20 protein-coding genes and 4 tRNA genes are annotated in these 18,435 nt (G+C 23.6%); 11 read left to right on the top strand and 13 right to left on the bottom strand.

What is annotated here, in order from left to right; translation table 11 throughout:
• Positions 1–110 precede the first annotated feature (110 nt).
• From trxA to BUAMB_RS02825, 5 genes are all read left to right on the top strand, one after another.
• A complete protein-coding gene (trxA, locus tag BUAMB_RS02845; RefSeq protein WP_014500256.1) occupies positions 111–452 on the top strand; it encodes a thioredoxin in 342 nt (113 codons plus the stop codon).
• A gap of 120 nt (positions 453–572) precedes the next feature.
• A complete protein-coding gene (rho, locus tag BUAMB_RS02840; protein ID WP_014500255.1) occupies positions 573–1,832 on the top strand; it encodes a transcription termination factor Rho in 1,260 nt (419 codons plus the stop codon).
• 157 nt (positions 1,833–1,989) lie between these two features.
• Positions 1,990–2,063: transfer RNA gene (locus BUAMB_RS02835), tRNA-Arg, on the top strand.
• Positions 2,064–2,091: 28 nt separating this feature from the next.
• Positions 2,092–2,167: transfer RNA gene (locus BUAMB_RS02830), tRNA-His, on the top strand.
• A gap of 13 nt (positions 2,168–2,180) precedes the next feature.
• Positions 2,181–2,257 (top strand) — tRNA-Pro (locus tag BUAMB_RS02825).
• 6 nt (positions 2,258–2,263) lie between these two features.
• Here the strand turns inward: BUAMB_RS02825 and BUAMB_RS02820 are convergent.
• From BUAMB_RS02820 to cyaY, 4 genes are all read right to left on the bottom strand, one after another.
• Positions 2,264–2,671, bottom strand: coding sequence for a uroporphyrinogen-III synthase (locus BUAMB_RS02820; protein ID WP_044035088.1), 408 nt, complete (start codon positions 2,669–2,671; stop codon positions 2,264–2,266).
• 31 nt (positions 2,672–2,702) lie between these two features.
• Entirely contained in the window at positions 2,703–3,005 is a 303-nt protein-coding gene (locus BUAMB_RS02815) for a uroporphyrinogen-III synthase (RefSeq protein WP_226988376.1), read from the bottom strand.
• A gap of 11 nt (positions 3,006–3,016) precedes the next feature.
• A complete protein-coding gene (gene hemC / locus BUAMB_RS02810) occupies positions 3,017–3,961 on the bottom strand; it encodes a hydroxymethylbilane synthase (protein ID WP_014500254.1) in 945 nt (314 codons plus the stop codon).
• Positions 3,962–4,129: 168 nt separating this feature from the next.
• The gene (cyaY, locus tag BUAMB_RS02805) at positions 4,130–4,462 is read right to left on the bottom strand and encodes an iron donor protein CyaY (RefSeq protein WP_014500253.1); all 333 of its coding nucleotides are present in this window, start codon (positions 4,460–4,462) and stop codon (positions 4,130–4,132) included.
• Positions 4,463–4,641: 179 nt separating this feature from the next.
• Between cyaY and dapF the strand changes: the two genes are divergently transcribed.
• The 3 genes from dapF (at position 4,642) to BUAMB_RS02790 (ending at position 8,244) form a co-directional block, all read left to right on the top strand.
• Positions 4,642–5,460 carry a diaminopimelate epimerase gene (dapF, locus tag BUAMB_RS02800; protein WP_193372449.1) on the top strand — a complete coding sequence of 273 codons (819 nt, stop codon included), beginning with the start codon at positions 4,642–4,644 and terminating at the stop codon, positions 5,458–5,460.
• Between the two features lie 31 nt (positions 5,461–5,491).
• Positions 5,492–6,709 carry an MFS transporter gene (locus BUAMB_RS02795; protein ID WP_014500251.1) on the top strand — a complete coding sequence of 406 codons (1,218 nt, stop codon included), beginning with the start codon at positions 5,492–5,494 and terminating at the stop codon, positions 6,707–6,709.
• Between the two features lie 83 nt (positions 6,710–6,792).
• On the top strand, positions 6,793–8,244 hold the full coding sequence (locus tag BUAMB_RS02790) for an inorganic phosphate transporter (RefSeq protein WP_014500250.1): 1,452 nt from the start codon (positions 6,793–6,795) through the stop codon (positions 8,242–8,244).
• Positions 8,245–8,319: 75 nt separating this feature from the next.
• Here the strand turns inward: BUAMB_RS02790 and BUAMB_RS02785 are convergent, their stop codons facing one another.
• Positions 8,320–9,063 carry a class I SAM-dependent methyltransferase gene (locus BUAMB_RS02785; RefSeq protein ID WP_014500249.1) on the bottom strand — a complete coding sequence of 248 codons (744 nt, stop codon included), beginning with the start codon at positions 9,061–9,063 and terminating at the stop codon, positions 8,320–8,322.
• 630 nt (positions 9,064–9,693) lie between these two features.
• On the opposite strand from BUAMB_RS02785, the gene BUAMB_RS03145 reads away from it, so the two are divergent.
• Positions 9,694–10,683 (top strand): hypothetical protein, encoded by a 990-nt coding sequence (locus BUAMB_RS03145; protein WP_226988375.1) that lies wholly within the window; start codon positions 9,694–9,696, stop codon positions 10,681–10,683.
• A gap of 83 nt (positions 10,684–10,766) precedes the next feature.
• Here BUAMB_RS03145 and coaD read toward each other — a convergent pair whose 3' ends face one another.
• The gene (gene coaD, locus BUAMB_RS02775) at positions 10,767–11,264 is read right to left on the bottom strand and encodes a pantetheine-phosphate adenylyltransferase (RefSeq protein WP_014500247.1); all 498 of its coding nucleotides are present in this window, start codon (positions 11,262–11,264) and stop codon (positions 10,767–10,769) included.
• Positions 11,265–11,312: 48 nt separating this feature from the next.
• On the opposite strand from coaD, the gene epmA reads away from it, so the two are divergent.
• The gene (gene epmA / locus BUAMB_RS02770; protein ID WP_014500246.1) at positions 11,313–12,290 is read left to right on the top strand and encodes an elongation factor P--(R)-beta-lysine ligase; all 978 of its coding nucleotides are present in this window, start codon (positions 11,313–11,315) and stop codon (positions 12,288–12,290) included.
• 13 nt (positions 12,291–12,303) lie between these two features.
• On the opposite strand, the gene BUAMB_RS02765 is transcribed toward epmA, so the two are convergent.
• The 4 genes from BUAMB_RS02765 to hslV all read right to left on the bottom strand — a co-directional run bounded on the left by BUAMB_RS02765 (position 12,304) and on the right by hslV (position 15,759).
• Positions 12,304–13,065 (bottom strand): ferredoxin--NADP(+) reductase, encoded by a 762-nt coding sequence (locus tag BUAMB_RS02765; protein ID WP_014500245.1) that lies wholly within the window; start codon positions 13,063–13,065, stop codon positions 12,304–12,306.
• Positions 13,066–13,175: 110 nt separating this feature from the next.
• The gene (locus tag BUAMB_RS02760; protein WP_014500244.1) at positions 13,176–13,658 is read right to left on the bottom strand and encodes an Hsp20 family protein; all 483 of its coding nucleotides are present in this window, start codon (positions 13,656–13,658) and stop codon (positions 13,176–13,178) included.
• A gap of 227 nt (positions 13,659–13,885) precedes the next feature.
• A complete protein-coding gene (hslU, locus tag BUAMB_RS02755) occupies positions 13,886–15,217 on the bottom strand; it encodes an HslU--HslV peptidase ATPase subunit (protein WP_014500243.1) in 1,332 nt (443 codons plus the stop codon).
• Positions 15,205–15,759, bottom strand: coding sequence for an ATP-dependent protease subunit HslV (hslV, locus tag BUAMB_RS02750; RefSeq protein WP_014500242.1), 555 nt, complete (start codon positions 15,757–15,759; stop codon positions 15,205–15,207). Before hslV ends, hslU begins: the two co-directional genes overlap by 13 nt.
• Positions 15,760–16,370: 611 nt before the next feature.
• Here hslV and rpmE point away from each other — a divergent pair.
• Complete coding sequence (rpmE, locus tag BUAMB_RS02745) at positions 16,371–16,571, top strand: 50S ribosomal protein L31 (protein WP_014500241.1); 201 nt, start codon at positions 16,371–16,373, stop codon at positions 16,569–16,571.
• Between the two features lie 112 nt (positions 16,572–16,683).
• Here the strand turns inward: rpmE and BUAMB_RS02740 are convergent, their stop codons facing one another.
• The 3 genes from BUAMB_RS02740 to orn all read right to left on the bottom strand — a co-directional run bounded on the left by BUAMB_RS02740 (position 16,684) and on the right by orn (position 18,303).
• Complete coding sequence (locus BUAMB_RS02740; protein ID WP_044035086.1) at positions 16,684–17,388, bottom strand: N-acetylmuramoyl-L-alanine amidase; 705 nt, start codon at positions 17,386–17,388, stop codon at positions 16,684–16,686.
• 249 nt (positions 17,389–17,637) lie between these two features.
• Positions 17,638–17,713: transfer RNA gene (locus BUAMB_RS02735), tRNA-Gly, on the bottom strand.
• Positions 17,714–17,751: 38 nt separating this feature from the next.
• Positions 17,752–18,303 carry an oligoribonuclease gene (gene orn / locus BUAMB_RS02730; RefSeq protein ID WP_014500239.1) on the bottom strand — a complete coding sequence of 184 codons (552 nt, stop codon included), beginning with the start codon at positions 18,301–18,303 and terminating at the stop codon, positions 17,752–17,754.
• Between the last annotated feature and the right edge of the window lie 132 nt (positions 18,304–18,435).

Genomic DNA, 18,435 nt, shown 5'->3' with positions numbered 1-18,435 from the left:
TTTTAAATTTAGTTTTAAAAAAGTTATGAAAAATGATAGAATATAATTTTATATTATAGAGTTTTAAAATCTATTAATTATAATTTCTTATTTTCGAGTAAAACACTTAAATGAATAAAATAATTGAACTAACTGAACAAAATTTTAAAAATAAAGTTTTACAATCAAAAAATTTTTTTTTAGTTGATTTTTGGGCTCCATGGTGTAATCCTTGTAAAATATTAGCTCCTATTTTAGAAGAAATAGCAGAAGAATATTCTAATATTTCCATAGGAAAAGTAAATATTGAAGAATATTCTAATATTGCACCAATGTATTCTATTCGAAGTATTCCAACACTATTATTGTTTTATAATAGTGAAGTACTAGCTACAAAAGTTGGTGCAATTTCTAAAATACAACTTAAAGAATTTTTAGATGAACACATAAAAAAAAATATTAAAACATCATGAAATACAAAATAAACATATTAAAAATTTAATTTCATTTTAAATTTATCAATAAATTTTAAATTTATATCATAATTTTTTATTTCGAGCGATTTACCCCGATTTTACTAAGAACCCACCATTATGAACCTTACTGCACTTAAAAATATGCCAGTTTCTGAATTAATTACTCTTGGTGAAAAAATGGGGTTAGAAAATTTAGCGCGTATGCGTAAACAAGATATTATTTTTACGATTCTTAAACAACATGCAAAAAGTGGAGAAGATATATTTGGAGATGGTGTTTTAGAAATACTTCAAGATGGATTCGGATTTTTGCGTTCTGCAGATAGTTCTTATTTAGCTGGTCCTGATGATATTTATGTTTCACCAAGTCAAATTCGTAGATTTAATTTACGTACTGGTGATACTATTTCTGGAAAAATTAGACCACCTAAAGAAGGCGAAAGATATTTCGCTCTGCTTAAAGTTAATGAAGTAAATTATGATAAACCAGAAAACGCAAGAAGCAAAATATTATTTGAAAATCTAACACCATTACATGCTAATTCTAGATTGAGAATGGAACGTGGTAACGGATCAACTGAAGATTTAACAGCAAGAGTTTTAGATTTAGCTTCTCCAATTGGAAGAGGACAAAGAGGACTAATTGTTGCTCCTCCAAAAGCAGGTAAAACAATATTACTTCAAAATATTGCACAAAGTATTGCTTATAATCATCCAGATTGTGTTTTAATGGTCTTGCTAATCGATGAAAGACCAGAAGAAGTAACTGAAATGCAAAGATTAGTTAAAGGTGAAGTAGTTGCATCTACCTTTGATGAACCAGCATCGAGACATGTTCAAGTAGCCGAAATGGTGATTGAAAAAGCTAAAAGATTAGTAGAACATAAAAAAGATGTAATTATTTTACTAGATTCTATTACACGTTTAGCACGTGCTTATAATACGGTTGTACCGGCATCTGGAAAAGTTTTAACAGGTGGAGTAGATGCTAATGCTTTACATAGACCTAAAAGATTTTTTGGTGCTGCACGTAATGTAGAAGAAGGAGGAAGTTTAACTATTATTGCAACTGCATTAGTAGATACTGGTTCTAAAATGGATGAAGTAATTTATGAAGAATTTAAGGGAACAGGTAATATGGAGCTTCCTTTATCTAGAAAAATTGCAGAAAAACGTGTATTTCCAGCAATTGATTATAATCGATCTGGAACTAGAAAAGAAGAATTATTAACATTACCAGATGAACTTCAAAAAATGTGGATTTTAAGAAAAATCATTCATCCCATGAGTGAAATAGATGCAATGGAATTTTTATTAAATAAGCTTTCTATGACTAAAACTAATGATGAATTTTTTGATATGATGAAACGTTCATAAATTTTAAATATAAACTTATTTTATATTAAAAAATAAAATATTATTTAAATAATATATATTTATTGAAATATAAATAATAATTTATATCTAATTTTTATAAAAAAAACTGGACAATAAAGATGATTAATTCTAAAATCTAATGATCTTGCTTATTAATGCGCTCGTAGCTCATCTGGATAGAGCACTATCTTCCGAAGATAGAGGTATCAGGTTCAAACCCTGTCGAGCGCACTTTGTTTAAAAATACTTTTAAAAATTGGTGGCTATAGCTCAGCTGGTAGAGCTCTGGATTGTGATTCCAGTGGTCATGGGTTCAAATCCCATTAGCCACCCCAAAAAAATTAAAAACGGCGAATAGCGCAGTTTGGTAGCGCAACTGGTTTGGGACCAGTAGGTCAGAGGTTCAAATCCTCTTTCGCCGACCAAAAAAATTAACTATTTAAACTATTATTTTTAATAATTTTTAATAAAAACTCATTATTTGCATAATGTGAAATTATTATTTTTTTCCAACCTAATTTTTTTGCTAAGATAAATAATCTTTGACCAACAACAAATATTTGACATGTTAGCAACCATTTTGCCTGATGATAATTAGAAATTATTTTTTTTAATTCTTTTAATGTTTCACCATTAGTAATAATTAATGTATCTATATGGTATGCATGCCACTTTTTTATTTCTTCAATGTTGTCTGAAATTTTTAATACTCGTTTATAACATTCAATTAAACTAATTTTAAAACCTTGTATTGTTAAGTATTTCTGAATAAAATTTCGTCCATTTTCTCCCTGTAATAAAATAATTTTATCTTGTTTTTTTATATTTTTATATAAAATATTTAATAATTCTTCACTATTTTCTTGATTTTTAGGAAAAAAAATTTTTTTTTACATATTTTCTTAAACAAGCAGCTGTATTATGACCAATAGCATAATATTTTACATGAGCAGGCCATTTTAAATTATTTTTTTTTAGATATAAATTTGTATAATAAATAGACATTTTAGAAAAAACAAGAATAATGTTCGATTGATATAGTTCAAAAATTTTATTTGATAAGTTTTGATTACTTACACTAGGTGCAAAATTAAAAAAAGAAAAATGCCAAGAGTTTATATTTAATGTATTTAAATTTTTTACTAATTCTTCTCCGGATGGAGAAGGTCGCATAATTAATATTTTCATATATAATAAGAATGGTTTTTATAAAGATTGTTAAGAATATTTTTAGCTCCATTATTCAGTAATTCTTTAGCAAGTGAATATCCCATTTTTTCTCCTGTGTTATACCAACCAATTCTTTCACCTTTTAATATTATTTTCCCATTAGGTGAACCTATTAACCCTCTCAACCAAATTTTATTTTTTTTTAAAATTGCATAACTACCAATGGGAATTTGACAACCTGATTCCAATTGTCTACAAAATGCTCTTTCAGTATTAATTTCAAGAAGCGTGTTGTTATGATTTAATTGAGATAAAAAAAATAAAATTTTTTTATCATGTAATCTAGACTGAATACCAATAGCACCTTGTCCACATGAAGGAAGAGATAATTCTGCAGGTATAACTTGAGTAATTCTATTTTTTAGTCTTAATCTATTTAATCCTTCAGTAGCAAGAATGATAGCATCATATTGTCCTTTATCTAATTTAGCTATTCTAGTTTCTATATTACCCCGTAAAGGTAAAATAATTAAATCTGGTCGATAAGTAATTAATTGACATTGTCGTCTTAAACTAGAAGTACCAACTACAGCTCCTTTAGGTAATTGATTTATTGATTTATAATGATTAGAAACCAATGCATCTAAAGCGTCACCTCTTTTGCATATACTGACTAAACATAATTCTTTTGTAATATTTACTGGAAGATCTTTCATTGAATGAATAGCAATATCTGCTTTATTTTCAAGAAGAGCATATTCTAATTCTTTAATAAATAAACCTTTACCTCCAATTTTTGAAAGAGACTTATTTAAAATATTATCTCCATGAGTAACAATAGGAACTAATTTGATTTTAATTTCAGGATATAGAGACAGTATTTTTTTTTGAACATAATTTGTTTGTGCTAAAGCTAAAGGACTTTTTCTAGTTGCAATTCTTAAGGTTTTATTTTGCATATTACTATTCATATTTAGATGCATTTTAAATTTTATGAATAAATATATTTTTATGAAAAAATAATATTCTACAATTATAAAATATAACAAATAGTGTTATATTGTTTGAAAATTTTATATAAAAAATTTTATATATGATATTATTATTTATTTATTCTTTATAGAATATTACATTTTTTTTGATTGTATCAAAAATGCATTTTCAAATATTTCCCAAAAATTTTTGTTTGTTCGATTACATATCCATTGATTGTTAATATAATTAAAATGATATCCATTTAATGTCGTAGCTAACCAGATTTGTCTTAATATTTCCTGTTTATTAATTATAATTAAATTTTTTTTTGAAAAACTAATAGTCATAACATAATCTTGAATTATATAATCTAAATCAATTTTATTTTCATATAATTTTAACTTATCTTCTATCTGACAAAACAATTTGTTAACTAAAATATAAAAATTACCTTTCTCTTCTTTGAGAATTTTTATTTTCTTCATTACTCAATACCTTTAATTTATTAATGTTTAATATATTAAGTTATATATTATAACTTAATCAAATTTATATCATAAATATCATGTGATATTTTATATATAATCTTATAAAATTGATATCTAATACAATAATTCTTTATAATGAGGAAAATATGAATTTATACTATCAAAATAAAAAAAAAATAAAATTTTCTAAAATGCATGGATTAGGAAATGATTTTATGGTTATTAATTGTATTAAAGAAAATTTTATTTTATCATCAGTGTTTATAAAAAAATTGTCTAATCGACATACTGGTATTGGCTTTGATCAATTATTAATTATAGAAAAATCATATAATCCTTTATTTGATTTTCATTACCGTATTTTTAATTCTAATGGAAATGAAGTTGAACAATGTGGAAATGGTGCACGATGTGTTGGACGTTTTTTATTATTAAAAAATTTAACTAATAAAAAAAAAATTTTAGTTAGTACTAAAACCGGACGTTTAATTATTGAATTTTTATCTGATAATTTGATTCAAGTAAATATGCAAGAACCTATTTTTAAATTAACATGTTTTAATTTATCTAAAAATATTTCACAAAAAAATTTTTCAATAAAATTATTTAATTTAACTTGTAGTCTTGTATCTATCGGTAATCCACATTGTATTTTAAAAGTACAAAATATTAAATACGCTCCTGTAAATATCATTGGAAAAAAAATAGAAAGTAACCCGCTTTTTTTATCAAAAATTAATGTAGGTTTTATGCAAATTGTAAATAAAAAATATATTAAATATAGAGTATATGAACGTGATGTAGGTGAAACTAATGCTTGTGGAAGTGGTGCTTGTGCTGCAGTAGCAGTAGGTATAGTAAAAAACGATTTATCTAATAAAGTTCGAGTTAAATTATTAGGTGGAGATTTAATTATAAAATGGGAAGGTTTTGGGCATCCTCTTTATATGATAGGACCTGCAAAACATATTTATGATGGTTTTATATATATATAAAATTATTTCTTATTAAAAATGAGGCTACATTTTGATTTTATTAAAACATAAAAAAAAATATTTGAAAAAAGAATATATAAAAAAAAACACAAAAAAATTTAATCAAGTCATTCTAGCTCTTTTTTCAGGTGGTTTTGCAACTTTTTCTATTTTATATTGTGTACAATCAATATTACCAGTATTTTCTAAACAATTTTATTTAACTCCTGCACAAAGTAGTTTATCTTTATCTTCAGCAACTATTACAATGGCTTTAGGAATGTTATTTACTGGTCCAGTGTCAGATATGATTGGTAGAAAATCAATTATGTCAGCGTCTTTATTTATAGCAGCTATATTAACAATTATTTGTTCTATGATGAATAGTTGGGTCAGTATTGTTTTATTGCGTTCATTAACTGGTTTGGCATTAAGTGGTGTTGTTGCAGTCGCTATGACATATATTAGCGAAGAAATACATCCTAATTCTTTATCATTATGTATGGGTTTGTATATTAGTGGAAATACTATAGGAGGTTGTTCAGGAAGATTATTAAGTAGTATTTTATCAGAAAAATTTTCTTGGAATATTGCGTTAATGATAATTGGTTGTATTGCTTTTATATCTTCTTGTTCTTTTTTATATTTTTTACCACCTTCTAAAAATTTTTTGTCTATGTCTATTAATTTACCTAAATTTTTAAATCATTTTTATTCTCAATTAAAAAATCCCGGATTATTTATTCTATTTTTAATAGGATTTATACTTATGGGTAGTTTTGTAACTATTTTTAATTATATTGGTTATCGTTTAATCTTAGAACCATTTTTTCTTTGTCAATCTAGTATAGGATTAGTATCTATTCTTTATTTAACAGGAGTATATAGTTCTCCAAAAGCCGGTATTTTAATGAATAAATATGACAAAAATAATATTCTCATTGCTTCATTATTATTAATGATTATAGGAGTATTTATTACACAATTTAATGTATTATTAACAATTATTTTTGGTTTAATAATATTTTCTGGTGGTTTTTTTGCATCACATTCTACTGCTAGTAGTTGGATTGGATCATATACTAATATTTCTAAAATTCAAGCGACATCATTATATTTATTTTTTTATTATCTCGGTTCTAGTCTTTTCGGTACATTTGGTGGATTTTTTTGGTTTTATATGAAATGGCCTGGAATTTCTGCTTTTATTATAATAGTTTTATGTTTTGGAGTATTTTTATCTTTTCAATTAAAGAAAAATAATTTCTAAAAAAAGATATATTTTCTTTCCTAAAATATATTTTCTTATCAAATGCTAAACTTGATTACATTCATTTAAAATGGCTTAAAATTATGCTAGATTTATTTTTTTGTTCTAATATGAATCATAATTTATTAATTTTTTTAGCTTTATTTTTTGTTTTATTTTATGAAGCTATTAATGGTTTTCATGATACAGCAAATGCAGTATCAACATTAATATATACACGAGCAATGTCTGCACGTATTGCTGTTATCATATCTGGAATATTTAATTTTTTAGGTGTGTTATTAGGAGGTCTTACTGTTGCTTATGCCATTGTCCATTTATTACCTAATGATTTATTGCTTAATACAACTTCTACTAACGCTCTTTCTATGATTTTTTCAATATTGTTAGCAGCAATAATTTGGAATTTATTAACTTGGTATTTTTGTTTACCTGCTTCAAGTTCACATGCACTTATTGGAGCAATTATTGGTGTGGGTTTAACACATGCAATTATTATACATGCATCTTTATTATATGCATTTAATTTACCTAAAATAACTAGTGTAATTATATCTTTAATTGTATCACCGATTATTGGATTAATTATAGCTGGTAGTTTAATTTTTTTCTTAAGATATTATTTAAATAATAATACAAAATTTCATCGTATTCATATGACTCCTTTAGAAAGAGAAAAAATAGATGGTAAAATAAAACCTCCATTTTTAATTAAAATAGCATTAATTTTATCATCTATTGGGGTAAGTTATGCGCATGGTGCAAATGATGGACAAAAAGGTATTGGATTAATTATGCTTGTATTAATTGGTATTGCACCATCTAATTTTTTAGTAGATTTACACGCGAATAAAAATGATATTTTTGCAACAAAAAATGCACTTAATAATTTAGAAAAATATTATTTACAGAAAAAGATAAATATATTAAATGCACAACATAATTCAAAAAGATTAAATAACTTAATTATTAAAAATATTATTAATACTAAATTATTACTTAAAACAATCTCAAATTATAATATGTTAAATATTAAACAAAGATTTCAACTACGTCATGTTTTATTAAGTATTGCTAATATGATTGATCAAACCGAAAATGCTGCTGAAATAAATAATGCAAAAGATAAATATTTTTTAATGCAAAACAAAAAAATACTCCTTAAAACAATTGAATATGCACCTACGTGGATTATATTAATAATTGCTTTATCTTTATCAATAGGAACTATGATAGGCTGGAAAAGAATAGTGATAACTATTGGTGAAAAAATAGGAAAAAAAAGAATGACATATGCACAAGCTATGTCTGCTCAAATTACAACTTCTCTTTCTATTGGAATTGCTAGTTATACAGGTATACCAGTTTCTACAACGCACATTCTCTCGTCTTCTGTAGCAGGTACTATGTTAATTGATGGTGATGGAATTCAGCTGAATACTATAAAAAATATTGGTTTAGCATGGATATTAACTTTACCTGTTTCAATTTTATTATCAGGATTATTATATTGGATTACATGTTTAATAATATAAAATATTTTTGTATATATCTATAAAATATTTTAAAATATTAAGAGAGTACATGTTTTATATGTACTCTCAATTTATTCAAAAAGGACGATATATATCAAAACGATGATGTTTAGTGTTAATAAAAAAATTTATTTTATTTTGGGATATAGCTTTTGCATAAGCAGGGCGTTTTATAATAACTCTATTTTTTGCTAATTTTCTAGACATATATAAAATTTTTTCATAATCATCGCTGTGATGTCCTATTAAAACTCTTAAAATTTGCATATTTTTTTTTGGTAAAGATTTATTTTTACTAATAGGGTACATAGGATCTAGATAAATAATATCTGGTTTAAAAATAGAAGATTCTAAAATGTTAATACTATCAGTTGCTATTAAATGTAATCTTTTTTTTATCCAATCACCTATTTTTGTATTTTGATAAGCTCGTTGTAAACCATCGGTTAATAATGCAGCAATTACTGGATGACGTTCTATCATTAAAACTCGACAACCTAAAAAAGAAAATATAAAAGAGTCATTACCTAATCCTGCGGTTAAATCTAATATAAAAGGTATATACGATTTTTTTATTCCTGAAACTTTATATAAAATTTCATTTTTTTTGGTAAAATTTAAACATCGATAATTATTTTTTTTTGAACAAAAATCAACTTTAATAGATTTCTGATTGATATTATTTCGATTATATAATTCTAATGAATCATAATTTGCTAATAATCCTATAGAAGCATGTGGATCATGTTCTAATTTAAATAAATTAATTATATTTAATATTCTTATATTACAAAATTTTAAATTTAAATATATTTTCATATTTTATATACTTTTATTTTTAAATTAATAATTGACTTTTAAAAAAAAATAATTAAAATATAAATTAATAATTTTTTTTTTATATGTTTAGATTAATAAAATATTTTTCTAAAGATATCTTAAAATTAATTAATAATTAAGGAAAAAATATTATGTTATCCAATTTTTCATCTATAAATATAGTAAATCAAAAATATCTAAATAAAGATATAGATATTTATAAAGATACTGTAAAAACGATGTTAAAAATAAAAAAGATATAACTGAGTTAAAAAACAAAAAAAATAATCATTATAATATTCAAGGTGATATTATTTCTGTTCAAGATACAACAAATTTAGAAAATTCATTAATATTACTAGATATCATGCAAAAAGAATTAGAAAAAATATTATAAAAAATATAATATAGAAAATGGAGAGGTACAACAAAATATAGATAATAAAAATGATAATCAAAATATAATAAACAATAATATTCAAGATAATGATACAACATTCATAAAAAAAAATTTTAAATCCATCTGAATTACATGATTTTATACAAAAAATAGAATTATATCATAATAAATTATTAAATTTAAATGTTTCAAATACAAATAAAAATTTTTTTAACCAATTAAAAAAGACAGTGGAAGATACTTATAAAAAAATTAAAATACATACTACAAACTTTTTTGATACTGCTATTTTAAAACATTTTCTTTTTCCATTTAATAATACGAATGTAACAAAACATAAAAAAAATACATCTTTAATGCCTTTGTCTATATATGTTCAACAACTTAAAAGTACAATTGAATCTTCTAAAAATTTTATAAGAACTATAATTGAAAATATTAGATATAAAGGTAAAATCAAAATTATTAATCAATCAAATAATAATCCTACTCATCCACAAAATCAAAGTTCATTTCCTGATCTTGAAACTGTTATAGTTAATTCTAATGATAATCAGGATAATTATTATCCCTTCGATCGATTTGATCAAACATTTGATGCAGAAAAAAGAAAACAAATTTTAAATATAGATAGTGATTTTAAAAATAGAATGAATACAAGTATTCAAAAATCTTATTATCATGATTTTTTTAATGAATATAAATGGACAGTTTTAGATGAATTCAATACATTGCAAAATATTGACGTGATAATTCAAAAATTTCAAGAAAAATATGAATATTTAAAATTATCTAATAAGTTAGAAGAAAGTTTTATGACGGATTCTAATCCATTTCTTGTAATGATAGATAATCATTTAATCCCTATTGATACTCGTCAAAAAATGATAGAAGATTTTAAAAATACTGTTCCTAATATTGAACATCAAATATTAATCTCTACTTATGCAAATAAAAAATTTTTACGTGAAGCATATTTGGAATTTATGTCTAAACATCCAGAAATTAATCAATATAAATTAATTAATTCACAACATACTTATAAAATATATCATTTAAATGATGGTGCAATTAAGTTAATTGCTACTCATAGATCTGATTTAGAAAATCCAAATCATCATTCTACACAAAAACAGCATAAATCTTTTGGAATACGTGCAACTATAGTATTTCCTCCAAATCGTGAACCAATAATGAAATATTCACATTTTTTAAATTAAAAATATAAAATTTTTTAATTGTTTTAAAAAAAAATGGTAGGTTATAGTATATATCCTACCATTTTTTTTAAAATAAAAGATGATTATTTAATAGATTGTTTATGAAATTTTTTTAATAATGCGATATGAACTTCTTTGGGTAGATATGGTTCAACATTACCATTATATTTTGCTATTTCTTTAACAAATGAGGAAGATATAAATGAAACTTCTTTCGATGAAAGAAAAAATATGCTATCTAATTTTGGGTAAATTTGTTTATTAATTGCTGCTAATTTTATTTCATAATCAAAATCAAAGATTGTTCGAACACCTCTAATTAAAATATTAGATTTTTCTGTTTTAGCTAAATTAGCTAGTAAATCGTTAAAACCAAGTACTTTTTTAATATTTTTAAGATGCAATGTAACTTTCTGGGTCAATTGAATTCTTTCTTGTAAATTAAAAATTGGTTTTTTTTGTGTATTTTTAGAAATAGCAATGATAATATTATCAAATATCTTTGTTGCACGTATTATAATATCTAAATGTCCATATGTAATTGGATCAAATGTACCTGGATAAATTGCAGTTTTATTCATATTTGTATTTTTATTTATTTACTTATAAACTCTTAAAGAAGAATAGATATGAAAAACGATACTTGGAAACCTAGTGCTTCTATTAAAAATTTAATTAAAAGAGCAGAAATTATTTCTAACATTCGTTTATTTTTTTTTAAAAAAAAAATTTTAGAAGTAGAAACACCAATATTATCACGTTCAACAGTAACAGATGTCAATTTAGTCCCATTTGAAACTAACTATTATGAAGTTAATAATGATATAGATAAATTAAAGTTATGGTTAGTTACTAGCCCAGAATATCACATGAAACGTTTATTAGCAGCAGGAAGTGGACCCATATATCAAATATCTCATAGTTTTAGAAATAAAGAATTAGGCCGATATCATAACCCAGAATTTACTATGTTAGAATGGTATCAACCTTTTTTTACAATGAAAGAATTTATTTCAGAAATTGATAAATTTTTTCAAAAAATTTTAAATTGTAATCCATGTAAAAAAAGTTCTTATCAAGATATATTCATAAAATTTTTAGAAATTGATCCCTTATCTACTAATTTAAAAGAATTAAATCACATTTCTAAAAAATTAAAACTAAATCATTTAACTTATCTTGAAAATAATATTAATAAATTCATACAATTATTATTTACTTTGCATATTGAACCTCATTTAGGTAAGACTACACCTTTATTTTTGTATCATTTTCCTGCAGAACAAGCAGCTCTTGCAGCTATTCATGAAAACGATTCTCGTATATCAGAAAGATTTGAAATTTTTTTTCAAGGTATAGAGCTAGGAAATGGTTTTTATGAACTGACTGATGTTAACGAACAAAAAAATAGATTTATTAAAGATAATAAAGAGCGTATTTTAATAAATCTTCCTGTACATAAAATAGATAATTATTTATTAGATGCTTTATCTTATGGTTTACCTAATTGCTCTGGAGTAGCAATAGGATTAGATCGATTAATTATGTTTATCTTAAATAAAAAAAGCATTAATGAAGTGATGACATTTCCGTTAGATCGTTGTTAGATTTTAAAAATTTTTACCAATAATTTTCTAAAGTAATATGACCTTTTTCACGACGTAAATGTTTTTTCATATTTCTATTATTTTTTAAAAATAAACATGTATCTTTTATCATTGCAGGATTTCCGCATAACATAACATGCGAGGTATTAGATTGTATTGTTAAACCAACTTTTTTTTCTAAAATATTATTTTGTAATAAAATAGGTATTCTTCCTGTTAAAGAATTATGATTTTTTTCTTGACTAGTAATTGTTTGAATGTTGAGTTTACCATTATATTGTTTGTATAATTCTTGCATCAATGGTAAATAAGTTAATTCATGTTGATATCGTACTGCATGTATTAAAATAATTTTGTTAAACCTATCAAGATTTTTACCTTCTTGTAATATTGAACAATAAGGACCGATAGCAGTACCGGTAGCAAACATCCATAAATTTTTACAATCTGGTATTTCATTAATAACAAAAAAACCAAAGGATTTTTGTTTAATAAAAATGTTATCACCACTTTTCAGATTATATAATATATTACTCATTTTTCCGTTTTTAACGCGTACTATATAAATTTCTATATTCTTATCTTTAGGAGCATTAAGATATGAATATGCTCTTTGAATTCTATTACGATTGGTAACATTAGTATCATCATAAACAGATAATTTATTGAATTGTCCTGCATAAAAAGGATCGATAGAAGCATTTAAAATCAGACTAAATAAATTATTAGTCCACTTTTTAATTGCTAAAACATTTGCAATAATCCATGGATTCATTATCTATTCTCAATTATTGTTAGAAATACAATCATTGTACTTTTTTCTGATAAATACAATGATTGTTTATATTTAAAAAATACATGAAGATTTTTTTATATGTTTAAATTTTATTTTTGATCAATTATATTTGTATTATTAGGAATATTAATAGAAATTTTTTTTGGTTTTTCTTCTTCAGGAATATGGCATTCAAAATTTAACTTTAATAAACCTAAAGATAATTCAGCTTTTTTTACTTGAATTTTATGATCTAAATTAAAGTTTAGAGAAAAATTACTAAATATTATGCCTTTATGTAACCAATTATTATTTTCTTTTTTTTTGCTTTCATTGTGAACTTGTTTTTTTCCTTGAATAGATAACTGGTGATTATGGACAGAGATATCTAATTCTTCTTCTTTAAACCCTGGCACGCTGAGTATTAATTGATATTCAGTTTCATTAATTTGATATAGATTATATTTTGGTGTATCAGAAATAGGTTTTTCCCCTGTTAAAGTACTAAACATTTTATCAATTTGGTTAAATCTATTTGAAAAAATATTATTATCATTAAAATTAGGAACAAATGAAAGAGAACTGTAAGACATAATAAGCTCCTTAAAAATATTTTTGATTATCAAAATTAAAATATTAATTTAAATGTTAATATTTTCTGAAATATTTACTATAAGAAAATTAAAATATCCTTTTATTCATAGTAAGGTTTTATTTTTTTTTTTCAATAGCAAATTAAAAATTAATTCAAAATATTTTATATAATAAAAACATTCATATATTTTCAAACATTTAAAACTGATAAATATTTAAAATAAAATCATAAAATAAAACGACTTAAATCTTCATTAGATACTAATTGATCTAAATGTTCTCCTACATACTGTTCATTAATTTTAATTGTTTTTCCATGATGATCACTTGCATTAAATGAAATATCTTCCATTAATTTTTCTAATACAGTATGTAATCGACGTGCCCCAATATTTTCCATAGATTCATTTACTTTCCAAGCTGCTTCTGCGATATTGCGTATTCCTTCTTTTGTAAAATTAATATCAACACCTTCTGTATTCATAAGAGCTTTATATTGCGCAGTAATAGATGCTCTTGGTTCAGTTAAAATTTTTTCAAAATCATCTATAGTAAGCGCTTGTAATTCGACTTTAATAGGTAAACGTCCTTGTAATTCTGGAATTAAATCTGAGGGAGTAGATGTTTGAAAAGCTCCAGAAGCAATAAATAAAATATGATCTGTTTTCACCATTCCATATTTCGTTGATACTGTACATCCTTCAACTAGAGGTAATAAATCTCTTTGCACTCCTTCTCGTGAAATATCTGGACCAGAAGTATCACCTCTTTTACAAATTTTATCAATTTCATCAATAAAAACAATACCATTTTGTTCTACTGCATTAATTGCTTCTTTTTTAATTTCTTCTTGATTAATTAGTTTTGTTGCTTCTTCTTCTGTTAATAATATTCTTGCATCTTTAATTTTAAGACGTCTTCTGTTTTTTTTATTTCCTCCTAAATTTTGAAATAAAGATTGTAATTGATTTGTTAAATCTTCCATACCTGGAGGAGCCATAATCTCAATTCCCATAGTTGTAGATAATAAATTTATTTCTATTTCTTTTTCATCTAACAAACCTTCTCGTAATTTTTTTCGAAATATTTGAATAGTCTTTGAAAGACTTTCATTTTTTTCATTTTCTGTCCAATTTTTATCTGGTCTTGGAACAAGTACATCTAATATTTTTTCTTCTACTATTTCTTCGACTCGAATTTTATTATTTTCAATATTTTTAATTCGAATCATTTTTATTGCTGCATCAGTTAGATCGCGAATAATTGAATCAACTTCTTTTCCAACATATCCAACTTCAGTAAATTTAGTAGCTTCAACTTTGATAAAAGGAGAATTTGCTAATTTCGCTAAACGTCTTGCAATTTCTGTTTTACCTACTCCTGTTGGACCAATCATTAAAATATTTTTAGGAGTAATTTCATGACGTAGTTCATTTTTTAATTGCATTCGACGCCAACGATTTCTTAATGCAATAGATACAGCTCTTTTTGCTTTTTCTTGACCAATTATAAATTTGTCAAGTTCAGAAACAATTTGAGGAGGAGTCATGTCAGACATAAAGATAATTCCTTATTTTCTGAAAATAGTTCTTTTATAGTAAATGTATGATTTGTATATATGCAAATGTTAGCAGCTATATGTAATGATTTTTCTACAATTTCATGAGCATTTAAATTTGTATTATCTATTAACGCTTTAGCAGAAGATTGCGCATAAGATCCACCTGATCCTATAGCTATCAAATCATCTTCAGGTTGTATGACATCTCCATTTCCTGTAATAATTAATGAAGTATCTTTATCAGCTACTGCTAATAAAGCTTCTAATTTTCGCAACATTCTATCTGATCGCCAATCTTTTGCTAATTCAATAGCAGCACGTTGTAACTGTCCTTGATACATAGCTAATTTTTTTTCAAACATTTCAAACAAAGTAAATGCATCTGCAGTTCCGCCTGCAAAACCAGCAATTACTTGGTCATGATAAAGCGATCTAATTTTTTTTACATTACTTTTCATAATTGTATTGCCTAAAGTTGCTTGTCCATCACCTCCAATTACTACTTTATTTTTTAATCTGACACTTAATATTGTAGTCACAAGAACAGCCTCTTGAAATAATATTTTATTTCTTATAATTTTTTATAAAAAATATCTTATTTATAATATGTAATTAACTATTTTATAAAAATAGTATATGATTGTTTGATAGATTTTTAAAATCACTTGTTTTAATAAAATTTCTATTGCAAAAGTTTAAATATATGTAATTTTAATGATAAAATTAAACTGATTTTAAAATTATTTTTTTATAAATTTTCTAATTTTTGAATATATCTCCATTTTTCTTTTGGTTTATTAGGTAATAAATTATTATTTTTATTGATTTTCATATGTTTGTGATTGATTTCTTTAGAAGAACTATAAACATTGAAAATATTTAAAAAAATAAAAAAAATAAATATGCATATAGTCAAATATATGTATATATTGCGTTTTCTATTTTGTTTTTTTTTTATGAAAATTTATAAATCTATTTTTTTTTTTTTTTTTATTTTATACATTATCTTATCTACATGTAATGAATATATAAATACATTGAAAATTTTTTTGTGAACATATTAATATTTATATTAAAATAATTAAAACTATTATAAATGATAAAAAATATTAAGATAGATATTTATAATTAATTAACAGGAATGTTTTACATGAAAAAAAAAATTCATCCTAATTATTCTAAAATAACTGCTACTTGTTCTTGCGGTAATATAATTGAAATTTTTTCTACTATTAATCATAATCTTAATTTAGATATATGTGCAAAATGTCATCCTTTTTATACAGGAAAGCAAAGAATTGTTGATACAGGAGGTCGTGTTGAAAGATTTAAAAAGCGTTTTAAATTATAAGAAAGAATTAAAAATTGCAATTATTATCTAAGATTTAAGCATCTTTTATCTCTTAATAAAGATGCTTAATGAGCATAATTCTATATTTTATAATATTCGCATAATTATTTTTTTAATTTAAATGATTAAAATAATTCTTCAGAGCTAAATAAATTGCTTGAGCAATTTTATTTTGATAAATAGTTGTTTTTAATTTTTGTTCTTCTAAAATATTGGTAATAAAACCTGTTTCTATTAATATTGAAGGTATGTTAATAGAACTTAATATGCCTAAACTAGCATAGTTTGGAGATTTTTTATGTAGTTTAATTTTTTTTTTTAGTTCTTTTAATATTTTTTGAGCTATTTCTAACTCTATTTCTTTAAAATCATTAGATTGTAAATCTAATATTGTTTTTTTTAAAAATATATCATGCTGATGTTCTTTAAGAATATTTTCAATTTGTTTAGAAAATAATATTATTGATGGTTTTTTTAAATAACTATTAATTTCACGATACATTCTATTTTTTGAAATGATCCAGATGGATGCTCCAGAAACAGATTTTTTTTTAGAAGAGTCTACATGAATAGATATTAATAAATTTGCATGATGTTTTTTAAAAAATTCTTTTCTTTTTTTTATTGAAAGATAAATGTCAGTTTTACGAGTTAATATAGCATGAAACATATGATCATGATTAAGTAATTTACTAATTTTTAAAGCTATTGCAATATTTATTTTTTTTTCTTGTAACCCCTTTTGGCCAATAGCTCCAGGATCTTGTCCGCCATGTCCAGCATCTACTATAATTTCAATTTTTTTTGATTGATGTATCTTGTTATTTTTTGGTATTTTTTTTTTATCACATGTATATTTTCAAAAAAAAATAGTTTATTTTTTTTAGATCGTGTTTTTCAAATAGTTTTTTGTTTTGATTTTCTAATGTCATTAAAAAAGTAAACAGTATTATCCATTTAGAAGAGCAATAAAAAATCATTGCATATTCCTCATTTTTTTCTTGCACTAATTTTAAATTAAAATAATTTTTATATATTTTTTTGAATATGTTTTATGTTATAAATATGGAGCGGGAAACGAGATTCGAACTCGCGACCCCAACCTTGGCAAGGTTGTGCTCTACCAACTGAGCTATTCCCGCAATAATAAACTTCATTTTATATTTATAAAAGATATTTTTCAAGTATTCTTTTTGAAAAAGTTATTTTTATAAAAATTTAATTCTAAAATAGATTCACGAATATCTTCTAATGCTCTATGTACATTTTTTTTTTGAAAATTTTTTAAAATTTTTGGATTCCATCGATAAGCTAATTCTTTAAGAGTACTAACATCAATATTTCTATAATGAAAATAATTTTCTAATGTAGGCATATATTTTAGTAAAAATATTCGATCTTGAGTAATACTATTTCCACACATTGGAGATGATTGTATAGGCACCCATTTTTTTAAAAATACTATAGTTTCAAGTTCTGCTTTCGTTTCATTATATATACTATTTTTTACACGTGTTATTAATCCATTTTCTGTATGTGTTATGGTATTCCATTGATCCATACGTAACATATATTTTTCTTTTTGATATATTGAAATAACTGGTCCTTCTGCAATTATATTTAATAAGTTATCTGTAATTAATGTAGCAATTTCAATAATACGATGTATCTTAGGATTTAGACCTGTCATTTCTAAATCTATCCAAATTAAATTATTTTGATTAATTGTCATTATGTTTTTTTATTTCTTTAAACCTGATTATTTTTCTAATAAAGTTAGCTAATAATATTTCTTAAGAATTAAGTATATTGATAATTAATTATAATTTTAATTATATAATATTTTATTTATTAAACATTTAAT

It is taken from the genome of Buchnera aphidicola str. Ua (Uroleucon ambrosiae), from assembly GCF_000225465.1.
Taxonomy (GTDB): Bacteria; Pseudomonadota; Gammaproteobacteria; order Enterobacterales; family Enterobacteriaceae; genus Buchnera; species Buchnera aphidicola_B.
Note: the sequence above shows the minus strand (reverse complement) of the source record. Positions and strands in the feature narration are given on the sequence as shown.